The 18742-nt window shown below is 72.9% G+C and carries 15 protein-coding genes; 2 read left to right on the top strand and 13 right to left on the bottom strand.

Translation table 11 applies throughout. The annotated features are described in order from the left end of the window. Positions 1 to 75: 75 nt before the first annotated feature. The 4 genes from OG490_RS28565 to OG490_RS28550 are packed head-to-tail and all read right to left on the bottom strand — an operon-like array spanning position 76 to position 4815. On the bottom strand, positions 76 to 1122 hold the full coding sequence (locus OG490_RS28565; protein WP_330299132.1) for an ABC transporter ATP-binding protein: 1047 nt from the start codon (positions 1120 to 1122) through the stop codon (positions 76 to 78). After that, positions 1122 to 2108: an ABC transporter permease gene (locus OG490_RS28560; RefSeq protein ID WP_330299131.1), complete on the bottom strand. Its 987-nt coding sequence runs from the start codon at positions 2106 to 2108 to the stop codon at positions 1122 to 1124. Before OG490_RS28560 ends, OG490_RS28565 begins: the two co-directional genes overlap by 1 nt. After that, complete coding sequence (locus tag OG490_RS28555) at positions 2105 to 3061, bottom strand: ABC transporter permease (RefSeq protein WP_330299130.1); 957 nt, start codon at positions 3059 to 3061, stop codon at positions 2105 to 2107. The genes OG490_RS28560 and OG490_RS28555 overlap by 4 nt, the downstream gene beginning before the upstream one ends. Positions 3062 to 3063: 2 nt before the next feature. Continuing rightward, positions 3064 to 4815, bottom strand: coding sequence for an ABC transporter substrate-binding protein (locus tag OG490_RS28550; protein ID WP_330299129.1), 1752 nt, complete (start codon positions 4813 to 4815; stop codon positions 3064 to 3066). 152 nt (positions 4816 to 4967) lie between these two features. Here OG490_RS28550 and OG490_RS28545 point away from each other — a divergent pair, with 152 nt between their 5' ends. Next, positions 4968 to 6269 (top strand): hypothetical protein, encoded by a 1302-nt coding sequence (locus OG490_RS28545; RefSeq protein ID WP_330299128.1) that lies wholly within the window; start codon positions 4968 to 4970, stop codon positions 6267 to 6269. A gap of 16 nt (positions 6270 to 6285) precedes the next feature. Here OG490_RS28545 and OG490_RS28540 read toward each other — a convergent pair whose 3' ends face one another. The 9 genes from OG490_RS28540 to OG490_RS28500 form a co-directional block, all read right to left on the bottom strand. Next, positions 6286 to 7011 carry a GntR family transcriptional regulator gene (locus tag OG490_RS28540; protein ID WP_330299127.1) on the bottom strand — a complete coding sequence of 242 codons (726 nt, stop codon included), beginning with the start codon at positions 7009 to 7011 and terminating at the stop codon, positions 6286 to 6288. A gap of 74 nt (positions 7012 to 7085) precedes the next feature. Continuing rightward, a complete protein-coding gene (locus tag OG490_RS28535) occupies positions 7086 to 8060 on the bottom strand; it encodes an ornithine cyclodeaminase family protein (protein WP_330299126.1) in 975 nt (324 codons plus the stop codon). 26 nt (positions 8061 to 8086) lie between these two features. Next, positions 8087 to 9172, bottom strand: a complete 1086-nt coding sequence (locus OG490_RS28530; protein ID WP_443065888.1) for a proline racemase family protein — start codon at positions 9170 to 9172, stop codon at positions 8087 to 8089. After that, positions 9169 to 10173 (bottom strand): proline racemase family protein, encoded by a 1005-nt coding sequence (locus OG490_RS28525; protein WP_330299125.1) that lies wholly within the window; start codon positions 10171 to 10173, stop codon positions 9169 to 9171. Before OG490_RS28525 ends, OG490_RS28530 begins: the two co-directional genes overlap by 4 nt. A gap of 144 nt (positions 10174 to 10317) precedes the next feature. Then, a complete protein-coding gene (locus tag OG490_RS28520) occupies positions 10318 to 11250 on the bottom strand; it encodes a dihydrodipicolinate synthase family protein (RefSeq protein ID WP_330299124.1) in 933 nt (310 codons plus the stop codon). A 76-nt stretch (positions 11251 to 11326) separates the two neighbouring features. After that, on the bottom strand, positions 11327 to 12859 hold the full coding sequence (locus tag OG490_RS28515; RefSeq protein ID WP_330299123.1) for an FAD/NAD(P)-dependent oxidoreductase: 1533 nt from the start codon (positions 12857 to 12859) through the stop codon (positions 11327 to 11329). Continuing rightward, positions 12840 to 13175 (bottom strand): (2Fe-2S)-binding protein, encoded by a 336-nt coding sequence (locus OG490_RS28510; RefSeq protein ID WP_330299122.1) that lies wholly within the window; start codon positions 13173 to 13175, stop codon positions 12840 to 12842. Before OG490_RS28510 ends, OG490_RS28515 begins: the two co-directional genes overlap by 20 nt. Before the next feature lie 259 nt (positions 13176 to 13434). Continuing rightward, positions 13435 to 14586: an NAD(P)/FAD-dependent oxidoreductase gene (locus tag OG490_RS28505; RefSeq protein ID WP_330301105.1), complete on the bottom strand. Its 1152-nt coding sequence runs from the start codon at positions 14584 to 14586 to the stop codon at positions 13435 to 13437. Positions 14587 to 14748: 162 nt separating this feature from the next. Then, positions 14749 to 17145, bottom strand: coding sequence for a collagenase (locus OG490_RS28500; protein ID WP_330299121.1), 2397 nt, complete (start codon positions 17143 to 17145; stop codon positions 14749 to 14751). Positions 17146 to 17346: 201 nt separating this feature from the next. On the opposite strand from OG490_RS28500, the gene OG490_RS28495 reads away from it, so the two are divergent. Further along, entirely contained in the window at positions 17347 to 18729 is a 1383-nt protein-coding gene (locus OG490_RS28495; RefSeq protein WP_330299120.1) for an aminopeptidase P family protein, read from the top strand. Positions 18730 to 18742: the final 13 nt, after the last annotated feature.

Genomic DNA, 18742 nt, shown 5'->3' with positions numbered 1-18742 from the left:
AGAGCAGCGGCCGGTCTGTGGTCGCACGGGCCGTCGCGTCGGTGGTCGTGTCGGCCGTCGTGTCTGAGGTCGCGGTCATCGGGTCATCTCCGCTGCGGTGCCGGCGTAGTGGCAGGCGACCGTGCGCGCCGGCCCGTCCCCGTAGGCGGCGAGCTCCGGCCGCAGGTCTTCGCAGCCCTCGCCCGCCTTCGGGCAGCGCGGGGCGAACGCGCACCCCGGGGCCGGGGCCAGCAGGGAGGGCGGTGAGCCGGGGATGGCCCGTAGCGGTGCGTCGTCCTGGTCGTCCAGCCGGGGCAGCGAGTCGAGCAGGCCCCTGGTGTACGGATGGGCGGGGTCGGCGAACAGCTCGTCCACCGGGGCCTGTTCGGCGGCGCGGCCGCCGTACATGACCAGGACCTCGTGGGCCACCCGGGCCACCACCCCCAGATCGTGGGTGATCATGACGACTCCGAGGCCGCGCTCCTGCTGGAGCCGGGCGATCAGCTCCAGGATCTGCGCCTGGACGGTGACGTCGAGGGCGGTGGTCGGCTCGTCGGCGATGAGCAGTTCGGGTTCGCAGGCCAGCGCCATCGCGATCATCGCGCGCTGGCGCATGCCGCCGGAGAACTGGTGCGGGTACTCCCCCGCCCGGCGGGCCGGTTCCGGGATGCCGACCTCGCCGAGCATGTCGACCGCGCGCCGTTTCGCGGCGGCCCGGCCGGCCCTGAAGTGGACCCGGAAGTGCTCGGCGATCTGCTCGCCGACCGTGTAGTAGGGGTGCAGGCTGGAGAGCGGGTCCTGGAAGATCATGGCCATCTTGCGGCCGCGCAGCTTGGAGAGTTCCTTCTCCGACTTGGTGGTCAGCTCCTGTCCGTCGAGGGCGACGGAGCCGCCGATCTCGGCCCCCCGGTGCAGTCCCATGACGGCGAGGGAGGTGACGGACTTGCCGGAGCCGGATTCGCCGACGATGCCCAGCGTCCGGCCCGCCTCGACGGTGAAGCCGAGGGAGTCGACGGCGCGTACGGAGCCTCGTGGTGTGGTGAAGGTGACGCGCAGGTCGCGCACCTGGAGCAGGGGCGCCTTGGGCGTCGGGGACGACCCGGACGCTTGGGACGGCAGGGACGTCTGGGGCGGCGGGGGCATCAGTACCTCACCCTCGGGTCGATGACGGCGTACAGGAGGTCGACGGCGAGGTTCGCGACGACGATGAAGAAGGCGGCGAGGAGGGTGACCCCGAGCACGACGGGCTGGTCCGAGCTGACGAGCGCCCCGTAGAACAGCCGCCCGATGCCGGGGAGTCCGAAGATGGACTCGGTGATGACGGCTCCGGCGAGCAGGCCGCCGAGGTCCATGCCGAAGATGGTCAGGATCGGGGTCATTCCGGACCGCAGCCCGTGTTTGACGACGACGGTGCGCTCGGGCATGCCCTTGGCGCGGGCGGTACGGATGTACGGCTCGGCCATCGCCTCGATCATCGAACCGCGGCTCTGGCGGGCGTACATGGCGGCGTAGAGCAGGGCGAGTGCGGTCCAGGGCAGGAGCAGGTTGCTCGCCCAGGCGAGCGGGTTCTCGGTGAAGGGCTGGTAGGCGGGGTAGGGCAGGAGTCCGGCGATGCGGATGACCCCGTAGATCAGCATCACGGAGGTGAAGTAGACGGGCAGGGAGGCGGCGGCGACCGCTCCGACCATGAGGACCTTGTCGGTGGCGGTGTCCTTGCGCAGTGCGGCGGTGACTCCGGCGCCGAGGCCGAGGACGAGCCAGAGGGCGGCCGCGCCCACGGCGAGGGAGGCGGAGACCGGGAGGCGGTCCATGAGCAGGTCCCAGACGGGCAGGGAGTTCTCGTAGGAGTAGCCCAGGCAGGGGAAGTCGCACTGCACGGCGTACTGGCCGGTGCCCAGGGTGCGCCCGGTGAAGATCCCGGTGAGGAAGTCGCCGAACTGGTCCCACAGGGGCCGGTCGAGGCCGAGGTACGCGCGTACGTCGGCCAGCCGCTCGGCGCTGCAGGTCTTTCCGCAGGCGGCCGCGGCCGGGTCGGAGGGGAGCACGTAGAAGATGAGGAAGGTGACGGCGGCGATGGCGAGCAGCACCCCTGCGAGGGCGAGCACGCGGCGCAGGAAGTAGAGGATCACGTCCGGGCGCCCCTCGGGTCGAGGATATCGCGCAGGGCGTCGCCGAGGAGGGTGAAGGCGAGCACGGCGAGGAAGAGGAAGAGGCTGGGGATGACGAAGTACATGGGGTCGGTCTCGTAGAAGGCCACCGACTCGGCGATCATCTGGCCCCAGGAGGGGGTGGGAGGGCGGACGCCCACGCCGAGGTAGCTGAGCGCGGCCTCGGTGCTGATCATGCCGGGGATGAGCAGGGTGGTGTAGGCGATGACCGGCCCGGAGACGCCCGGGAGGATGTCCCGGGTCAGGATCCGCCAGGAGCTCGCGCCGCCGACGCGGGCGGCGTCCACGTACTCGCGGTGTCTGAGGGAGAGGGCCTGGCCCCGCACCACGCGGGCGACGCCGGGCCAGCCGAAGAGGCCGATGACGGCGGTCATGAGGAGGATCCGGTTGACGTCCTTGGCCACGGACAGCATCGCGATCATGAAGATGAGGGACGGGAAGGACATCGTCAGGTCCATCAGGCGGGACAGGACGGCGTCGGTGCGGCCGCCGAAGTAGCCGGCGGCGATTCCGGCGGCGGTGCCCGTGATGACGACGATGGCGGTGGCGGCGAAGGCGATGAGGAGCGAGACCTGGGCGCCGTGGACCACGCGGGCGAACAGGTCGCGGCCGGTGACGGGTTCCACGCCGAGCCAGTGCTCGGGGCTGATCCCGCCGAAGGAGCCGAGCGGCTGGCCGCCCAGGTAGGGGTCGATGGCGGACTTGTCGAACTCCTCCGGGGACCAGCCGCCGAGCGCACCCAGCCAGGGGGCGGTGGCGGCCATCAGGACGAAGAGGAGGACGACGCAGAGGCTGACGCGGACGGCGGGGCGGCGGCGGAGTTCCCGCCGGGCGAGCTGCCAGGGGCTGCTGCCCGGAGGTACCTCCGCGACCGCCGCCGCGTCCTTGGACGGGGCGGCGATGGCGGCGGTCATGATCAGCCCTGGCTCTGGCTCTTGGCGGGGTCCTTGAGGCCGACGGTCGCGTAGTCGATCTGGCCGACCCACACGGGGTGGCCGAAGGCGCCGGCGATGTTGGTGCCGACCAGCAGCGGCTTGCGCTCCAGCAGGACGGGGACGGCCGGGGCCTTCTTCATGATCTCGGCGTCGAGGTCGATCCAGGCCTGGTTGGCCTGCTTGGCGTCGGCCATCGCGTTGATCTCGTCGATCCGCTTCATCGTGGCGTCGTCGCGGAACTGCGCGAGGTTGCCCTGGTTGCCCTTGGCCTTGATGGTGCGGCCGTCGAAGACGAAGGGCAGGAAGGTGGAGCCGGAGGGGTAGTCGGGGCACCAGCCGGCGAGTACGAGGTCGGGCGCGGTGGTGGTGTCGCCGATGACGTCGTAGTACGCGCCCGGGTCGACGGTGTCGATGACCACCTCGATCCCGGCCCGGCCCAGGCCCTGCTGGACGGCCTCGGCCTGGCCCTTGTCCCCGGTGGAGACGGAGAGGGAGACCTTCAGGGTCTCCTTGCCCGCGGCCTTGAGCAGTTCCTTGGCCTTGGCCGGGTCGCCGGACGGCGCGATCTTCAGGGTGTCGGCCTGCTTGCCGCCGGAGAGGGCCGGGGGCAGGTAGGCGGTGGCGACCTCGTTGAGGGCCGGACCGCCGTCCGCGGTGATCACGGCCTCCTTGTCGAGGGCGTACTGCACGGCCTCGCGGACCTTCGGGTCGTCGAAGGGGGCACGGGAGTTGTTCATCTGGAGCATCTCGGTACAGCCCTGCGACTCGGCCAGCAGCCGCTGCTTGACATCCGGCTTCGGCAGCACCTTGGGGGCGCTCTCGGGCCGCATGTCGGACCACTGGACGCTGGAGCCGTCGGCGCCCTCGGAGGCGATGATCCGGTCGTCGATCTGGCCGCCCTTGAGGCCCATGACCACGACGAACTTGTCCGGGTAGGCCTTGCGGACGCTGTCGGTCTTGGCGTCCCAGTGCTCGTTGCGGACCAGGACGAGCTTCTTGTCGCGGTCGTACGACTCGATCTTGTAGGGGCCCGAGGAGAACGGCCGGGCGTCGTACTGCGTGCCCTTCTCCTGCGCTTCGGGGACGGGCGCGAAGGTGGGGAGGGTGGCGGTGGCGGAGAACTCGGCGACGGGACGCTTCAGTTCGAAGACGATCGTGCGGTCGTCGGGGGTCTTGACGGAGTCGAGGTGCTTGCCCTGGAGCGGGCCCTTGTAGCCCTCGGTGCCGGCCAGGTACTGGGCCGCGTAGTCGGGGCCGCCGGTGAGGTCGGGGGCGAAGGAGCGCTCGACGTTGTACTTGATGTCCTGCGCCTTGATGGCCGAGCCGTCCTCGTACTTCAGGCCCTCCTTGAGGGTGAAGGTCCAGGTCCGGCCGCCGTTGGAGGGGGTGCCGAGGTCGGTGGCGAGGTCGGGTACGAGCTCGCTGCCGCCCTTCCCGGGCTCGGCCTTGAAGGTGACGAGGGTGCGGTAGAGGAGGCGGGTGCCGAAGTCCATCGTCGGCATCACCCAGTTGCGGGCGGGGTCGAGGTGGGCGAAGTCCTGGTTGGACAGGACGGTGAGCGTGCCGCCCTTGACGGGGGTCCCGCCGAGGATCTTCCCGTCGTTGCCGGCGGCGGGGTTGGAGGCGCCACCGCCTCCGGCGGAGCCCTTCTTGGGGTCGGAGCATCCCGAAGCACCGAGTGCGAGTACGGCCACCAGGGCGGTGGCGAGGGCGAGTTGGGTGCGCTTGGTCATGGGTCACTCCAGTGAAGGGCCGCGCTCTATAGTGTGACCGGTAACATAGTAATGTGAAATTGTACTGACAAGGGGTCGGAGCGGCCGTTATCCAGCCGTGTCCAAATGCGGGCGGGCCGAAGGGCGTTGGGGCCGCCTCCTATGCTCCCGCCATGGATCCGATACGGCCGCCTGCGCTGCCCGAGCTCGCACACCCGGCCGAGGTGCTGCAAGGGCCGGCCCGGAACCCAGCTCTCCCGGAGGAACTCGCGGTGCGACTGCTGCCCTACGGGATGGCCCCGCTCCCACTGGCCCGCCGGAAGGGAATCGCCCTGGGCCCGGCCCTGTGCGAGGCGTTCCTGGCGCACGGCGCAGCCGAGGCACTCGCGCACGCCGAGGCACTGCCGCCGGAGTTCGCCGCACGGCTGGCCGCCGACCCGGACCCGAAGGTACGAGCGGCGCGGGCGAAGGTGGAGGCCGCCCTCTACGGGCGGCAGGCCCAGTTCGCCGCCGATCCCGGGGCGGAGCGGACGGCCCTCTCGGGGCGCCCCGCCCGGAAGGCCAAGTCGCTGGCCGTGCTGGCCGTAGATCCCGACGCCCGGGTACGCGAGGCAGTCGCCCGGGGCGGGGCGGAACTGCCCGAGGACCTCCTGCGAAGGCTCCTCACCGATACCGAGACGGCGGTACGGACCTCCGCCTGTCGACACCGGCCGCCCCGCGACCTGCTTGCCAGGGACCCGAGCCCCGACGTCCGGGGAAAGGTCTTCGCCCGCGCCGACACCCCGCCGGAGCTCCGCACGGAGATCCACGCGTGGCTGACGGCAGGAGCCCGCCGGTCCGACGAGGACTGGGAGAACGCGGAGGAGGACGACCTCCTCTGCGAAATCGTCCTCATCTTCCTCGACATGGAGCTCTATCCCTGGATCGAAGACGACCCCGTCCCCCACGCCACGTCCCCGTCCCGGGGCATGCGGCGCGCGGCGGCCCGCAGCGATCGGCTGCCTGCCGCACTGCTGAGGCGGATGCTTGCGGACGAGGACCCGACGACCCGCATGATCGCTCTGTCGCGCACTCCCGATGTGGACCTCGCCACCGCCGAGGACATCGAGCGGCGCCACGGACGGTCGAAGTTCCGGGAGCGCCCCGCGGATTACTTCGCGTTCCCACCCGAGACGCTCCGGCGGTTCGCCGCCGACCCGGAGGCGCGCATGCGCGTCCTCGCCCTGCCCGACCCGGATCTGCCGGCCGCCTTGCGGGAATGCATGGCGGCAGATGAGGCCCACGCAGTCCGTCGCGCCGTCGCCAAGGACCCCCGGACGGCGCCGGACATCCTGCTGCGCCTGCTCGGCGACGGCTCGGAGGCCGTGGTGGCAGCCGCCGCCTCCTCGCCCCGACTGCAAGTGGAGGCGATGCGGGCGGTGCTCGACCGGGCCGCCGCCCGGGGGGCGGAGCCACCGGGCGCGGGCGCGCCGTAGCGCAGTCCCCGCCGGGTCAGCCCGTCGAGCCCAGGGCGCCTGAGCCCAGGCCGCCCGGGGTGCGGCCGACCGGTTCGTCGCGGCCCTGGGCCCAGAGGGAGCGGACGTGGCCCAGGTGGCGGGTCATGCAGGCTTCGGCCGCCTCCGAGTCGCCGGTGAGCATCAGGTCGAGCAGCTCGATGTGCTCCTCGGCCGAGGAGACCAGCTTGCCGGCCTCGTCCAGGCCGGTCAGCCCGTACAGGCGGGAGCGCTTGCGCAGGTCGCCGACCGTTTCGACCAGGCGGTCGTTGCCCGCGAGGGCCAGCAGGGACAGGTGGAAGCGGCGGTCGGCCTCCAGGTACCCGATGAGGTTGTGCTCGCGGGCGCTCGTCACGATCTCCTCGGCGATCGGGCGCAGGGCCTCGAGCTGCGCCGGGGTCGCGATCTTGGTGATCCGGCCGATGGTCGGGACCTCGATCATCGTGCGCAGTTCGGTGTACTGGTCGAGGTCGCGCTCGCTGACCTCGGTGATCCGAAATCCCTTGTTGCGGACCGGCTCGACCAGGCCTTCGCGAGCCAGGTCGAGCATGGCCTCGCGCACCGGGGTGGCGGAGACGCCGAGCTCGGCCGCGAGGCCGGGGGCGGAGTAGACGCTGCCGGGGCGCAGTTCGCCCGCTATCAGGGCCGCTCGGAGGGCGTGGCCGACCTGGTCGCGGAGCCGTTCCTGGGCCTTGATGAGACTGTGCTGCTTCAGGTCACCCATTGCATTTCCTCCGAGACCGCTCACACCATTGGCGTGCGGAGGAACAGCGTACAATGTCACGTTGCGCTTGCTCCTCACTGGACGCCGCCTCCCGCGGCCTCGAACAGCGCGACCGCCACAGCCAGATCTTCCCAGGCCATGCCCACGGTCTTGAAGAGCTGTGGACAACTTGCCGTCCCGCCGGCCGGCATCCGGCCCGCCACCAACTCGGCCAGGGTGCCCGTGATGTGGCCGGGTCCGATGGCCCCCTCCGCCTCCGGAACCAGCAGGTCCCCCGCCTCGCGCAGGGCCGCCGCACGCGATTCCACGTACACGGCCGCCCGCCTGACCAGGGCCGTGTCCACCTCCCGGGCTTCCGGCTCGTGCGAGCCGACCGCCACGACCGTGGCGCCCGGTGCGATCAGCCGCCCGTCGAAAAGGGGTTCGCGAGCCGTGGTGCAGCAGATCACCAGGTCGGCGTCGGCCACCTCGGCCGCCACCCCCGTCCGGGCCGGGACCCCGAGTCCACGGGCGTGCGCGGCCAGTTTCCCGGCGCCCTCGGCGCCGTTGGGTGATCCCGTCCGGGCCACGACCACCACCTCCGCCAACCGCCGCATCGCCAGCACCGCTTCGAGGTGCCCGTACGCCTGCGGCCCCGACCCGAAGAGCAGCAGCCGCAGCGGCCGGCCCTCCGGGACCAGGTGGCGCAGCGCGAGCGCCGAGACCGCCGGGGTGCGCAGGGTGGTCAGCGCGGCCCCGTCGAACAGGGCCAGCGGGCGCAGGGTGGGCCCGTCCAGGAGCAGGTAGGTGCCGGTGATCCGGGGCAGGCCGCGCGCCGGGTTCCCCGGCGCGACCCCCGCGATCTTGACTCCCGCGTAGGCCCCGGCCGCGGCAGGCATCACCAGCAGCTGCCCGCCGCCCGGCACTGCCATGGCCCCGCGCGGCGGGCAGCTCTCCGGGTCCAGACCGGCCCGCAGTACTCCGGCCAGCGCGTCCGCGGCGGCGGCCGGGCCCAGGAGCCCGGCCGTCTCGGCCGCCGAGAACTGCCGGATCGCACCGGTCGGCGTCACGGCAGGTCGCGTCACAGGAGGTCGCGTCACAGCAGGAACCCGGTGCCGAGGGCGTCGTACGGATCCACGGTGAAGGTGTGCTCGCCGGTGCGGTACGCGGCTCCGGTGACCTCCGTGACCAGCCCGGCCTCCACGGCCGAGGCGACGCGGCCGGTGAACACCGTGCCGGTCACCGACTCGTGCAGCAGGTCGTCCCCCGCCCCCAGCCGCCCGTCCTCGGCCAGCAGCGCGAGCCGCGCCGAGGTGCCGGAGCCGCAGGGCGACCGGTCGATCTGCCCGTCGGCGAAGACGGTGACGTTGCGCTGGTGCGGGCCGAAGGGGGTGTCGGGCAGTTCCTCGTAGAAGATCACCCCGTAGACCCCGGAGAGCAGCGGCCCGCCGGGGTGCCAGGTCCCCGGATGGGTGGCGAGCGCGGCCCGGATCTCCACTCCGGCGCGCACCAGCGAGGGCAGGCAGGCCCGGGTCACCTCCAGACCGAGGTCCCGCGCCGCGACGGAGGCGTAGCAGGCCCCGGCGTGCGCGATGTCCACCTCGGCCAGGCCCAGGGTGGTGGCGACGGGCACCTTGCGGGCGCTGGTGCGGGCCGGGACGTTGCGGAAGGTGACCCCGGTGGTGCGGCCCCCGGCGCGGTGCACGGTCGCGCCGACCCGCCCCGAGGGCACGTCGATCCGTACGGGCACGTCCCCGTCCGCGGGCGCGGGGACCCGGCCGGTGTCCACTGCCCAGGCGCCGAGCGCCATGGTGCCGTGGCCGCAGGCGGTGGAGTAGCCGTCCTTGTGCCAGAACAGCACCCCGAAGTGGGCCCCGTCGTCGTCGGGCGGCACCACGAACCCCCCGTACATCCCGGCGTGCCCGCGCGGCTCCTGCACCAGCAGCCGCCGTACGTCGTCCAGGGCGCCCCGCCGCGGCGCGGTGCCGGAGCCTCCCGGCCCGATGGCGGTGGCGCAGCGTGCGGCGACGGTGTCCCCGGGGGCGGGCGGCAGGCCGTCCGCGAGGGTGTCGACGATCCGGAACGGCTCCCCGGCGGTGTGGTAGTCGGCGGTGCGGACGACGGTGGGCGCGGGGGCCTGGGCCGACGCCGGGGCCGGGGCGGACTCGGGGGTGGCGGTCACAGCAGGAACCCTCCGGGGAAGGGGTCGGACGGGTCGAGGAAGTACTGGGCGGTGCCGGTGATCCAGGCCCGGCCGGTGACGGTGGGCACGACGGCCGGGATCCCGGCCACGGTGGTCTCGCCGACGAGGCGGCCCGTGAACTCGGTGCCGATGAAGGACTCGTTGACGAAGTCCGTGTCCAGGGGCAGCAGTCCCCGGGCATGCAGCTGCGCCATGCGCGCGCTGGTTCCCGTACCGCAGGGCGAGCGGTCGAACCAGCCGGGGTGGATGGCCATCGCGTGCCGGGAGCGGTGGGCGTCGGAGCCCGGGGCGGCGAGGTAGACGTGCTTGACCCCGCCGATCGCCGGGTTCTCGGGGTGGGTGGGCCGGTCGTCGGAGGCGTTGATCGCGTCCATGACGGCGAGGCCCGCGGCGATCAGGTCCTCCTTGCGCTCCCGGTCGAAGGGGAGGCCCAGGGAGTCGAGTTCGACGAAGGCGTAGAAGTTGCCGCCGTAGGCGAGGTCGTAGGTGACCGTGCCGTAGCCGGGGACCTCGGCCTTGAGGTCGAGGCCGACGCTGAAGGAGGGGACGTTGGTGAGGGTGACGGCGGTGGCGGCACCGTCCTCGACGAGCACGTCGACGCTCACCAGTCCGGCCGGGGTGTCGAGCCGGACGGTGGTGACCGGCTCGACGACCGGGACCATGCCGGTCTCGACGAGGACGGTGGCGACCCCGATGGTGCCGTGCCCGCACATGGGGAGCAGGCCCGACACCTCGATGAAGACCACGCCGTAGTCGGCGTCGGGGCGGGTGGGGGGCTGCAGGATGGCGCCGCTCATCGCGGAGTGGCCGCGCGGTTCGTACATGAGCAGGGTCCGGATGTGGTCCAGGTGCTCGATGAAGTGGAGCCGCTTGGCGGCCATGGTGGCGCCGGGGATCACCCCGACGCCCCCGGTGATCACCCGGGTGGGCATCCCCTCGGTGTGCGAGTCCACCGCGTGGTAGATGTGGCGCGTGCGCATCGTGCGCTCCCCCTGACTGCCTGGTCGGCGTGTGGGTCGGGGCCTCGTACGGGACCGGCCGACCGTGTGGGTCGGGGCCTCGTACGTGGCGGGTCGACGTGGCTGGTGCCGTGACCGGAAAGGTGAACCCTTCCGGTCACAGCACTAGTTGAGGCCCTCGGCGAGGGCCTTCTCGGTGGCGGCGCGGACCGCGGCCTCGATCTCGCCGGTCAGCGGGAAGCGCGGCGGGCGGGTGGCGCCGCCGGGCCGGCCGGCCAGGTCCATGGAGAGCTTGATGGCCTGGACGAACTCGGTCTTGGAGTCCCAGCGCAGCAGCGAGTGGAGGGACTTGTAGAGCGGGAGGGCGGTGGTGAGGTCCCCGGCGACGGCGGCCTTGTAGAGGGTGGCGCAGGACTGCGGGAGGGCGTTGGGGTAGCCGGCGATCCAGCCGACGGCCCCGGCCAGGGCCAGTTCGAGCAGGACATCGTCGGCGCCGATCAACAGGTCGAGACCCGGGGCCAGTTCGGCGATCTCGTAGGCGCGGCGGACGTCTCCGCTGAACTCCTTGACGGCGACGATGGAGCCGTCCGCGTGGAGCCGGGCGAGGAGGGCCGGGACCAGGTCCACCTTGGTGTCGATGGGGTTGTTGTACGCGACCACGGGCAGCCCGGCGCGGGCGACCTCCGCGTAGTGCGCGCGGACGGTGGCCTCGTCGGCGCGGAAGGCGTTGGGCGGCAGGAGCAGCACGGACCCGGCGCCGGCCTCGGCGGCCTGTTCGGCCCAGCGCAGGGACTCGGCGCTGCCGTAGGCGGCGACGCCGGGCATGACGCGGGCGCCGTCACCGGCGGCCTCGACGGCGGTACGGACGACGCGTGCGCGCTCTTCGTCGGTGAGGGTCTGGTACTCGCCGAGGGAGCCGTTGGGGACGACGCCGTCGCAGCCGTTGGCGATCAGCCAGGCCACGTGTTCGGCGTAGGCGTCGTAGTCCACGCTCAGGTCTTCCCGCAGGGGTAGCGCGGTGGCGACCATGATGCCGTGCCAGGGGCGGGTGCGGGTGTCCGTGGCGGTGGTGGGCGCGGGGGTGTGCGCGTGGGTCATGAGAGAGCTCCCTAGGGTGATGTGTGACATTTTACTAGTGGGCGCGAGGCGGCCACAAGAGTTGTGGCGCGCCTGATCAGCGTTCGGGGGTGGAAAGTTCGGTGGGGACCCCGGCGGCGGGCTCGCCGGGAAGTCCGGCGGCGGGCTCCTCGGGAAGGCTCGCGAGGTGGCGCAGCGGGACCGGGCAGGACAGCGGCCGGCGGTCGGGGGCCGGCTCCTCCCCCGCCAGTGCGGCCACGGCCGGACCGCACATCCGGCCCTGGCACCAGCCCATGCCGGCCCGGGTGAGCAGCTTGACCGTACGGGCGTCCCGTGCGCCCAGGTCTTCGACGGCCTCCCGGATCCGGGAGGCCGGGACCTCCTCGCAGCGGCACACGTCGGTGTCCTCGCGCAGCCAGCCGGTCCAGCCGGGGCCCGACCGGTGCGCACCGGCCATAGCGGCGGCGAAAGCCCGCAGCCGCGTACGGGTACGGACGAGGCGGGCCGGGACGGGCCGGCCCGCGATCGCGTGAGCGGCGATCTCGCCCTCGGCCAGGGCCAGTTGGGCACCGCCGATCCCACCGGTCTCCCCGGCGGACCAGACCCCGGGGACCGAGGTCCGCTGGCCGGGGTCCAGCTCCAGGGCGACCGTGCCGTCGGGGCTGTGGAGGGTGGCGCAGCCGAGGCCGGTGGCCAACTCCAGCTGCGGCACCAGCCCGTGGCCCACGGCGACGGCGTCGCAGGGGATGCGCCGCGCGGTTCCGGCGACCGGTCGCCAGTCGCGGTCGAGCCGGGCCACGGTGACGGCCTCGACCCGCCCGGTCCCGTGGGCTTCGGTGACGGCGTGCCGGGCGAGCAGCCGGACCCCGTGCCGGAGCAGGGCGCTGCCGTACGTGGCGCCTTCGACGAGCTTGGCGGGGTTGCGGAGCAGGGTGGGAACGTGGCGGGCGTACCCGGTGTAGGAGGCGGCCTCCACCACGACGGGCACCCGGGCTCCGGCGGCGGCGAGCGAGCCGGCCACGGCGAGCAGCAGGGGCCCGCTCCCGGCGACGACCACCCGCTTGCCCGGAAGCACCAGCCCGCTCTTGAGCATGGCCTGCGCCCCGCCGGCCCCGACCACCCCGGGCAGGGTCCAGCCGGGGAAGGGCAACTGGCGCTCGTAGGCCCCGGTGGCGAGCAGCACGGCGCCGGCACGGACGGTCGCGGCGGTGGTGGCGGTGGCTCCGGGGTCGGCGTCGGCGTGGGCGTCGGCGGTGAAGCCCGGGCCGACTACCGCGTGCAGGGTCCAGCTCCGCCCGGGCTCCTGCCCCTGGCCCGGGACCACGGTCCAGACGTGGTGGAGCGGGAGGTACGTGATCCTCCCGGCCTCCTCGTGTTCCCGCAGGGCGGCTTCGCGCGAGGCGAAGGCGGCCCACCCGTGGTGCAGGGCTTCGGGGCGGGCCGCGCCGAGTCCGGGCGCCGGGTGGCGGTAGAACTGCCCGCCGGGGCATTCCCCCGAGTCGAGGAGGACCACGCGCAGGCCGAGGCCCGCGGCCGTCACCGCGGCGGCGAGACCGGCGGGGCCGGCGCCGACTACGGCCAGGTCGGCGGGGGCGGGGGCGGCGGGGCCGTCAGACGGCGAGGTCGGCATGGCCGGTGCCCTCCTGGGTGGTGACGCGGTCGCCGGGGCGGGCGGGGACGAGGCACGCGCGCTGGTTCGGGCGGTCGTTGACGGTGACCAGGCAGTCGTAGCAACTGCCGATCCCGCAGAACGCGCCGCGGGGGGCGGCGTTCTCACGGGTGGTCCGCCAGGCGAGGATTCCGGCGGACCAGAGGACGGCGGCGATGCTCTGCCCGGCTTGCGCGGGCAGTTCACGGCCGTCGAAGCCGAGGGTCCAGGTGTCGGTGGGGGCGCCGCCGACCAGGTCGCGGGGCGACCGTCGCCGGGGGCTTGTCGCTTCGTTCATCGTCGTCTGGTCTCCTCTGCCGGGTTCAGTGAGCTGTGTGCGGGTGCGGGTGCGGGGTTCTGGGGCGGGTGGGTACGGGTTCGGGTGCGGTGGGCCGGGCTGTGGGGGTGCCGCTGCGCGGGGCCTGCCCCTCCCCACCCTTCCACCGTTCCCCGGGCTGCGCCTGGACCCCTGGGGCTCCGCCCCAGACCCCGCGCCTCAAACGCCGGCGGGGCTGGGATCCCAGGGCGGGGTTGGGGACCCGGGGTGACCCCGCGCCTCAAATGCCGGCGGGGCTGGGAGGGTGCTCCCCGAAGCGGGTCGGGTCGAACGGGGTCGGGTCGAGTGGTGGGGTCGCGCCCGTCAGGGCTGCGGTGATCAGGGTGCCCGTCGCCGGAGCCAGGCCGATTCCGGCGCCCTCGTGGCCGCACGCGTGGAACAGGCCCGGTACCCGCGGGTCCGCGCCGATCGCCGGGAGGTGGTCCGGCAGGTACGGCCGGAAGCCGTGGTAGACCCGCAGCACCCGGACGTCCGCCAGGACGGGGAAGAGCGCCGCCGCCTGCGCCGCCAGACGACGCAGCGCCTGCGTGGAGAGCGAGCGGTCGAAGCCCACTCGCTCCCGCGTGGCCCCGATGAGGACGGGACCGGCCGGGGTGCCCTCGACCACCGCCGAGGACTGGAGCGAGGCCGAGCCGCTCGCCACGTCCGCGATGTAGTCCGCGGCGTAGACCTTGTGCCGCACCACCCTCGGCAGCGGCTCCGTGACGAGGACGAACCCCTTGCGGGGCAGGACGGGGAGGGGTACTCCGGCCAGTGCGGCCACCGCGCCGCCCCAGGTGCCGGCCGCGTTGACCACCGCCGGGGCGAGGAGTTCGCGGCGGCTCGTGCGGACGCCGCGCAGTCCGCCGGAGCCGGCGGGTCCCGGGGTGCGGAGCAGGGCCGTCACCTCCTCCCCCAGGTACACCTCGGCCCCGGACGTCGCGAGCAGCCGGGCCGCTGCCTGGGCGGGCTGGACCTGGGCGTCCTGCGGGTAGTGGAAACCGCCCGCCAGGCCGGGTGCCAGGTGCGGCTCCAGGTCGCGCAGTTCGCCCGGGCCGACCTCGACCGCCTCGACCCCGGCGGCGCGCTGGCCGTCGGCGAAGCCCCGTAGCGCCTTCACCGTGGCCTCGTCGGACGCGACGACCAGGCCGCCCTTGGACTCGTACTCGATCTCCCGCGGGAGTTCGAGGGCGAGCTCTCGCCACAGGCCCGCCGACAGCAGTGCGAGGTCCAGCTCGGGGCCGGCCTCCTTGTCGGAGACGAGCAGGTTGCCCTCGCCCGCGCCGGTGGTGCCGCCCGCGACCGGGCCCCGGTCGACGACGGCCACGGACAGTCCGGCACGGGCCGCGTAGTACGCGCACGCGGCCCCGACGACGCCCGCGCCGATGATCACGACGTCGAGCGGGCGGCTCGGCCGACTGCCCGGCTGGTGGCTCGGCCGGCTGCTCGGGGAGGGGGAGTGTCTCTTGGGCACGACAGTAATATGTCACATTCTTTAGGAGGGGAACAGGCCGGTCCCGCCCCCGCCGGGCGGCGGGACCGGCCTGCGTCGGGGTCAGCTGCGCAGCGGGCCCTCGCAGCTGTAACTCGAGGTGCCCGCCACGTGGTTGGGCCAGACTTCCAGCGGGCCGAAGGAACAGTTCATGTCGGCCAGGTTGTTCGAGGCCGCGCCCGCCCGGTCGAGGATGAAGTAGTCGACCGTCTCGGACATGTCCTTGAAGTTCTGGTCGCCGCTGGCCCAGTTCGACAGGTTCGCGGTGATCTTGCCGGTACAGGTGAACCGGCGCTTGCCCGCGTCCCCGTTCTCCACGCAGTCCGGGTTGCTGTAAGTGGCCGTGTAGAAGGAGGACTTCACGTCCGCCAGCGCCGCGTCGCGCAGCTGCGCGTTCGGGGTGAAGGAGGTGTTCGGCACGTACAGCTGGTCCACCTTGGCGATCTGGGTGTCCAGGAAGCGGTTGTAGTCGCGCTGCAGGGACTGGTCCGCGCCCATCCGGCTGCGCCAGGCGTCGAAGCCCGCCGGGTCGTCGGCGCGCAGGCGGCCGTACATCTCCCGCAGGAGCGTGGGGTGTTCGGTCCACAGGAACTCGAAGAAGGTGCCCGCGTAGTTGTAGAAGCGGAAGCCGTCGTTGGCGTAGGTGGCGTGCAGCAGCTGGTCCACGGTCATGCGCGGGCCGCCGCCGGCCGTGTCGTTGATGATGCCCCTGACCAGGGACTTGCGTACGGCGATGCCGTTGTCGCGGGTCGCGCCGTCGAAGAACTCGGCGGTCCCCTCGTCCATGGCGGTGGTCCGGTCGCCCTGGTACCAGGCGCCCTGGCCGAAGAAACCGGGCACGGCGAAGCGGCCGTTGAGGTAGTGCGTGTACTCGTGGCGGAAGAGCTCCTCGAGGGTGAGGGAGGAGTCCTGCGGGACGCGGCGCTGGTAGGTGTAGAAGGTCGCGCCGTTCTCGATGTAGATGCCGCCGTTGTTGGTGCTGTAGCCCGTCAGGATCGGGTGGTAGTTCACGTAGTCCGCGCGGGAGGCGTACAGCACGATGTTCAGCGTGGTGTTGGGGTCGCCCGCGATCGGCTGGTCGGTGCCCAGGACCCGGTGGAACTGCGTCTTGACCTGCTTGCTCGCATAGTAGAGCTGGTCGACGGTGGCCCGGTCGAGGGCGGTGCGGACCTTGATGCCGCCGTTGTCGTAGGTGTAGGTGTTCGGGAAGAGCTGCTTCTCGATGTCCTCCTTGCACACCCCGTACTGCTTGCACTCCTGGTAGAAGTTGAGCCAGGAGACGATCTTCGCCCACTGCTCGCTGCCGTCGCCGAAGGCGGACTTGACCGGGCCGAGCAGCGCGCCGAGGTCGGCGACGACACCGCTCCTGAGGCTGTCGATCTGGCCGAAGCGGCCGTACTCGCCCAGCGCGTCGCGCGCCACCCAGGCGTTGCCGGTGCCCTTGAGGTGGGTGTAGGCGGCGAAGTTCTTGAAGGTCGCGCGGTACGAGGCGTCGGCGGCCACCGCCGCCTGGAACGCGGCGTCGTTGTTGCCCGGGTACACGCCGAGGTAGTTGACGGAGAGGGCGGCGAGCGCCGCGCCGGCCCAGTTGGCGTCCAGGTTCGTCGCGGTGTGCGAGGCGTCCATGGTGGCCAGGACCTGCTTGATCAGGCCGAGCTGGTACTGGCGCAGGCCCGGGGCGCTGGCCGCGTAGAGGGCCTCGCGCAAGGTCCGGGCGTTGGAGGCGGTGGTGTCGAAGGTGTGGGCGGCGGCGCCGAAGTCGGCGACGGCGCGGCGCATGGCGTCGACGGTCGGGGCGTCGGTGATGTCGATCTCGGCGCGCGAGTAGTCGTGGTAGGCCACGGCGTGCAGGTAGTTGAACATCTCCTCCAGGTGCGAGGAGTTCCGTCCGTCGTGTGCGGCGGACAGGGCGGATATCCGCCGGGAGACGGCCTGGACGTGGGCATCGGACATGACGGGGGCGAGGCGCGCGTCCCAGGTCCAGATGAGGCCGCGCAGGCAGACGTCGGCGGTGACGGCCTGGTCGGCGAGGAAGTCGGCGAACTGCTCGGGGGTGAGGTTCGTGATCCCGTCGAGGGTGCAGGGGACGCCCGAGGCGTCGCTCTGGGCGGCCGCGGCGAACTTGCCGCTCTTGGCGGCGGGCGCGGTGGCGGCGTTGGCCTTGGTGGCGGCGCCGGGGACCCGGCCGTCGGCGACGGCCTGGCCGCCGGGGGCCGGGGCGGGGGCCGGAACGCTCTCCTGCTGCTGGGCGAGGTGGTCGACCTCGTCGAACGGGTTCGCCCCGGGGGCGCCCGCGGTGAAGGTGCCGGGCGTCGATATTCCGGGCGTGGACGTGCCGGCCACCCGGGCGGGGGCGCCGGTCTCGGCGGCCTGGGTCACGGCCTGGCCGGCGGTGGCGAGGAGGGTGACCGCGACGGCGGCGGAGAGGAGGGACGTACGCACGACTCTGTGCTGGGACACCAAAGACTCCTGCTGGGAGGGGAGGTGGGGGAAATGGTGCGCGAACTGCCGATATGCGAACTGCGGTGCCTGAACTGCCCGGCGTCACACGGCGTTTGACGGGGATTAACGTGCCGCGGTGTGAGCTGTAACATAGTAATGTGAAATTGCACTGACAAGACCTGTGCGCCCACCAGTTCGCATCTTCTTGAGGGAGCCCCCGTGACCGACACCCCCTCCCGCCCCACCACCGGGCTCAACATCGGCAGCCACGACCTGCCGGTATCACCGGAGTTGTCCCGGTTCATGGCCTCGGACTGGGCGGCCTCACCGCTTCCCGCCGCCGACCGGACCCCCGGCCACGCCGTCACCCCGGCCCGCCGCGACCGGCTCTCCGCCCGGTTCCCCGGCGAGCGACTGATCATCCCGGCCGGGGAACTGAAGGTCCGCACCAACGACTGCGACCACCGCTTCCGCCCGCACAGCGCGTACGCCTGGCTGACCGGGCTCACCGGCGAGGACCAGGCCGGCCACGTCCTGGTCCTGGAGCCCGCCGGCCCGCACGCACACGAGGCCGTCCTCTACCTGCGCCCCCGCTCCCCGCGCGTGGACGGCAACGAGGAGTTCTACCGCGACCGCCGCTACGGCGAGTTCTGGGTCGGCCGCCGCCCCGACCTCGCCGAGGCCGAACGGCTCTCCGGGATCCGCTGCGCCCACCTGGACACCCTCGGCAGCCCGGCGGGCCGCAACGCGGCCACCGACTCCGCACTCGCCGCCGCCCTCTCCGAGCTGCGCCTGGTCAAGGACGCGTGGGAGGTGGCCCAGCTCCAGCTGGCCGTCGACCACACCACCGCCGGTTTCGAGGACGTCGTACGGGACCTCCCGCGCGCGCTGGCCCACCCGCGCGGGGAGCGCTGGATCGAGGGGGTCTTCAACCGCCGCGCCCGCGCCGAGGGCAACGGCACCGGCTACGAGACGATCGCCGCGTCGGGCGCGCACGCGTGCGTCCTGCACTGGATCCGCAACGACGGCCGGCTGAACGGGAACGAACTCCTGCTGCTGGACGCGGGCGTGGAGACCGACACCCTCTACACGGCGGACATCACCCGCACCCTCCCCCTCTCGGGACGGTTCTCGCCCGTCCAGCGACAGGTGTACGAGCTGGTCCTGGCCGCCCAGGACGCGGGCATGGCGGCGCTGCGGCCGGGCGCGAGCTTCCGCGACTTCCACCGGGCCGGAATGCGGGTGATCGCCGAGGGGCTCGCGGAGTGGGGCGTGCTCAAGCACGCCGAGGGCGATCTGCACCGCCGGTACACGCTGTGCAGCAGCGGGCACATGCTGGGGCTGGACGTGCACGACTGCGCGAAGGCGCGGGCGGACACCTACCTGGACGGGGTCCTTGAGGAGGGCCAGGTCCTCACCGTCGAGCCGGGTCTCTACCTCCAGCCCGACGACGAGACCCTCCCGCCGGAGCTGCGCGGCATCGGCGTCCGCATCGAGGACGACCTGGTGATCACGGCCGAGGGCGCCCGCCTGATGTCGGGCGCCCTGCCCCGCACGGTGGCGGGGATCGAGGAGTGGATGGGGAACCTGCTGGAGGGCTAGGCGCTCTCTTCCG

The organism is Streptomyces sp. NBC_00503, assembly GCF_036346895.1.
Taxonomy (GTDB): Bacteria; Actinomycetota; Actinomycetes; order Streptomycetales; family Streptomycetaceae; genus Streptomyces.
This window is presented reverse-complemented; position numbering and strand designations above follow the sequence as displayed.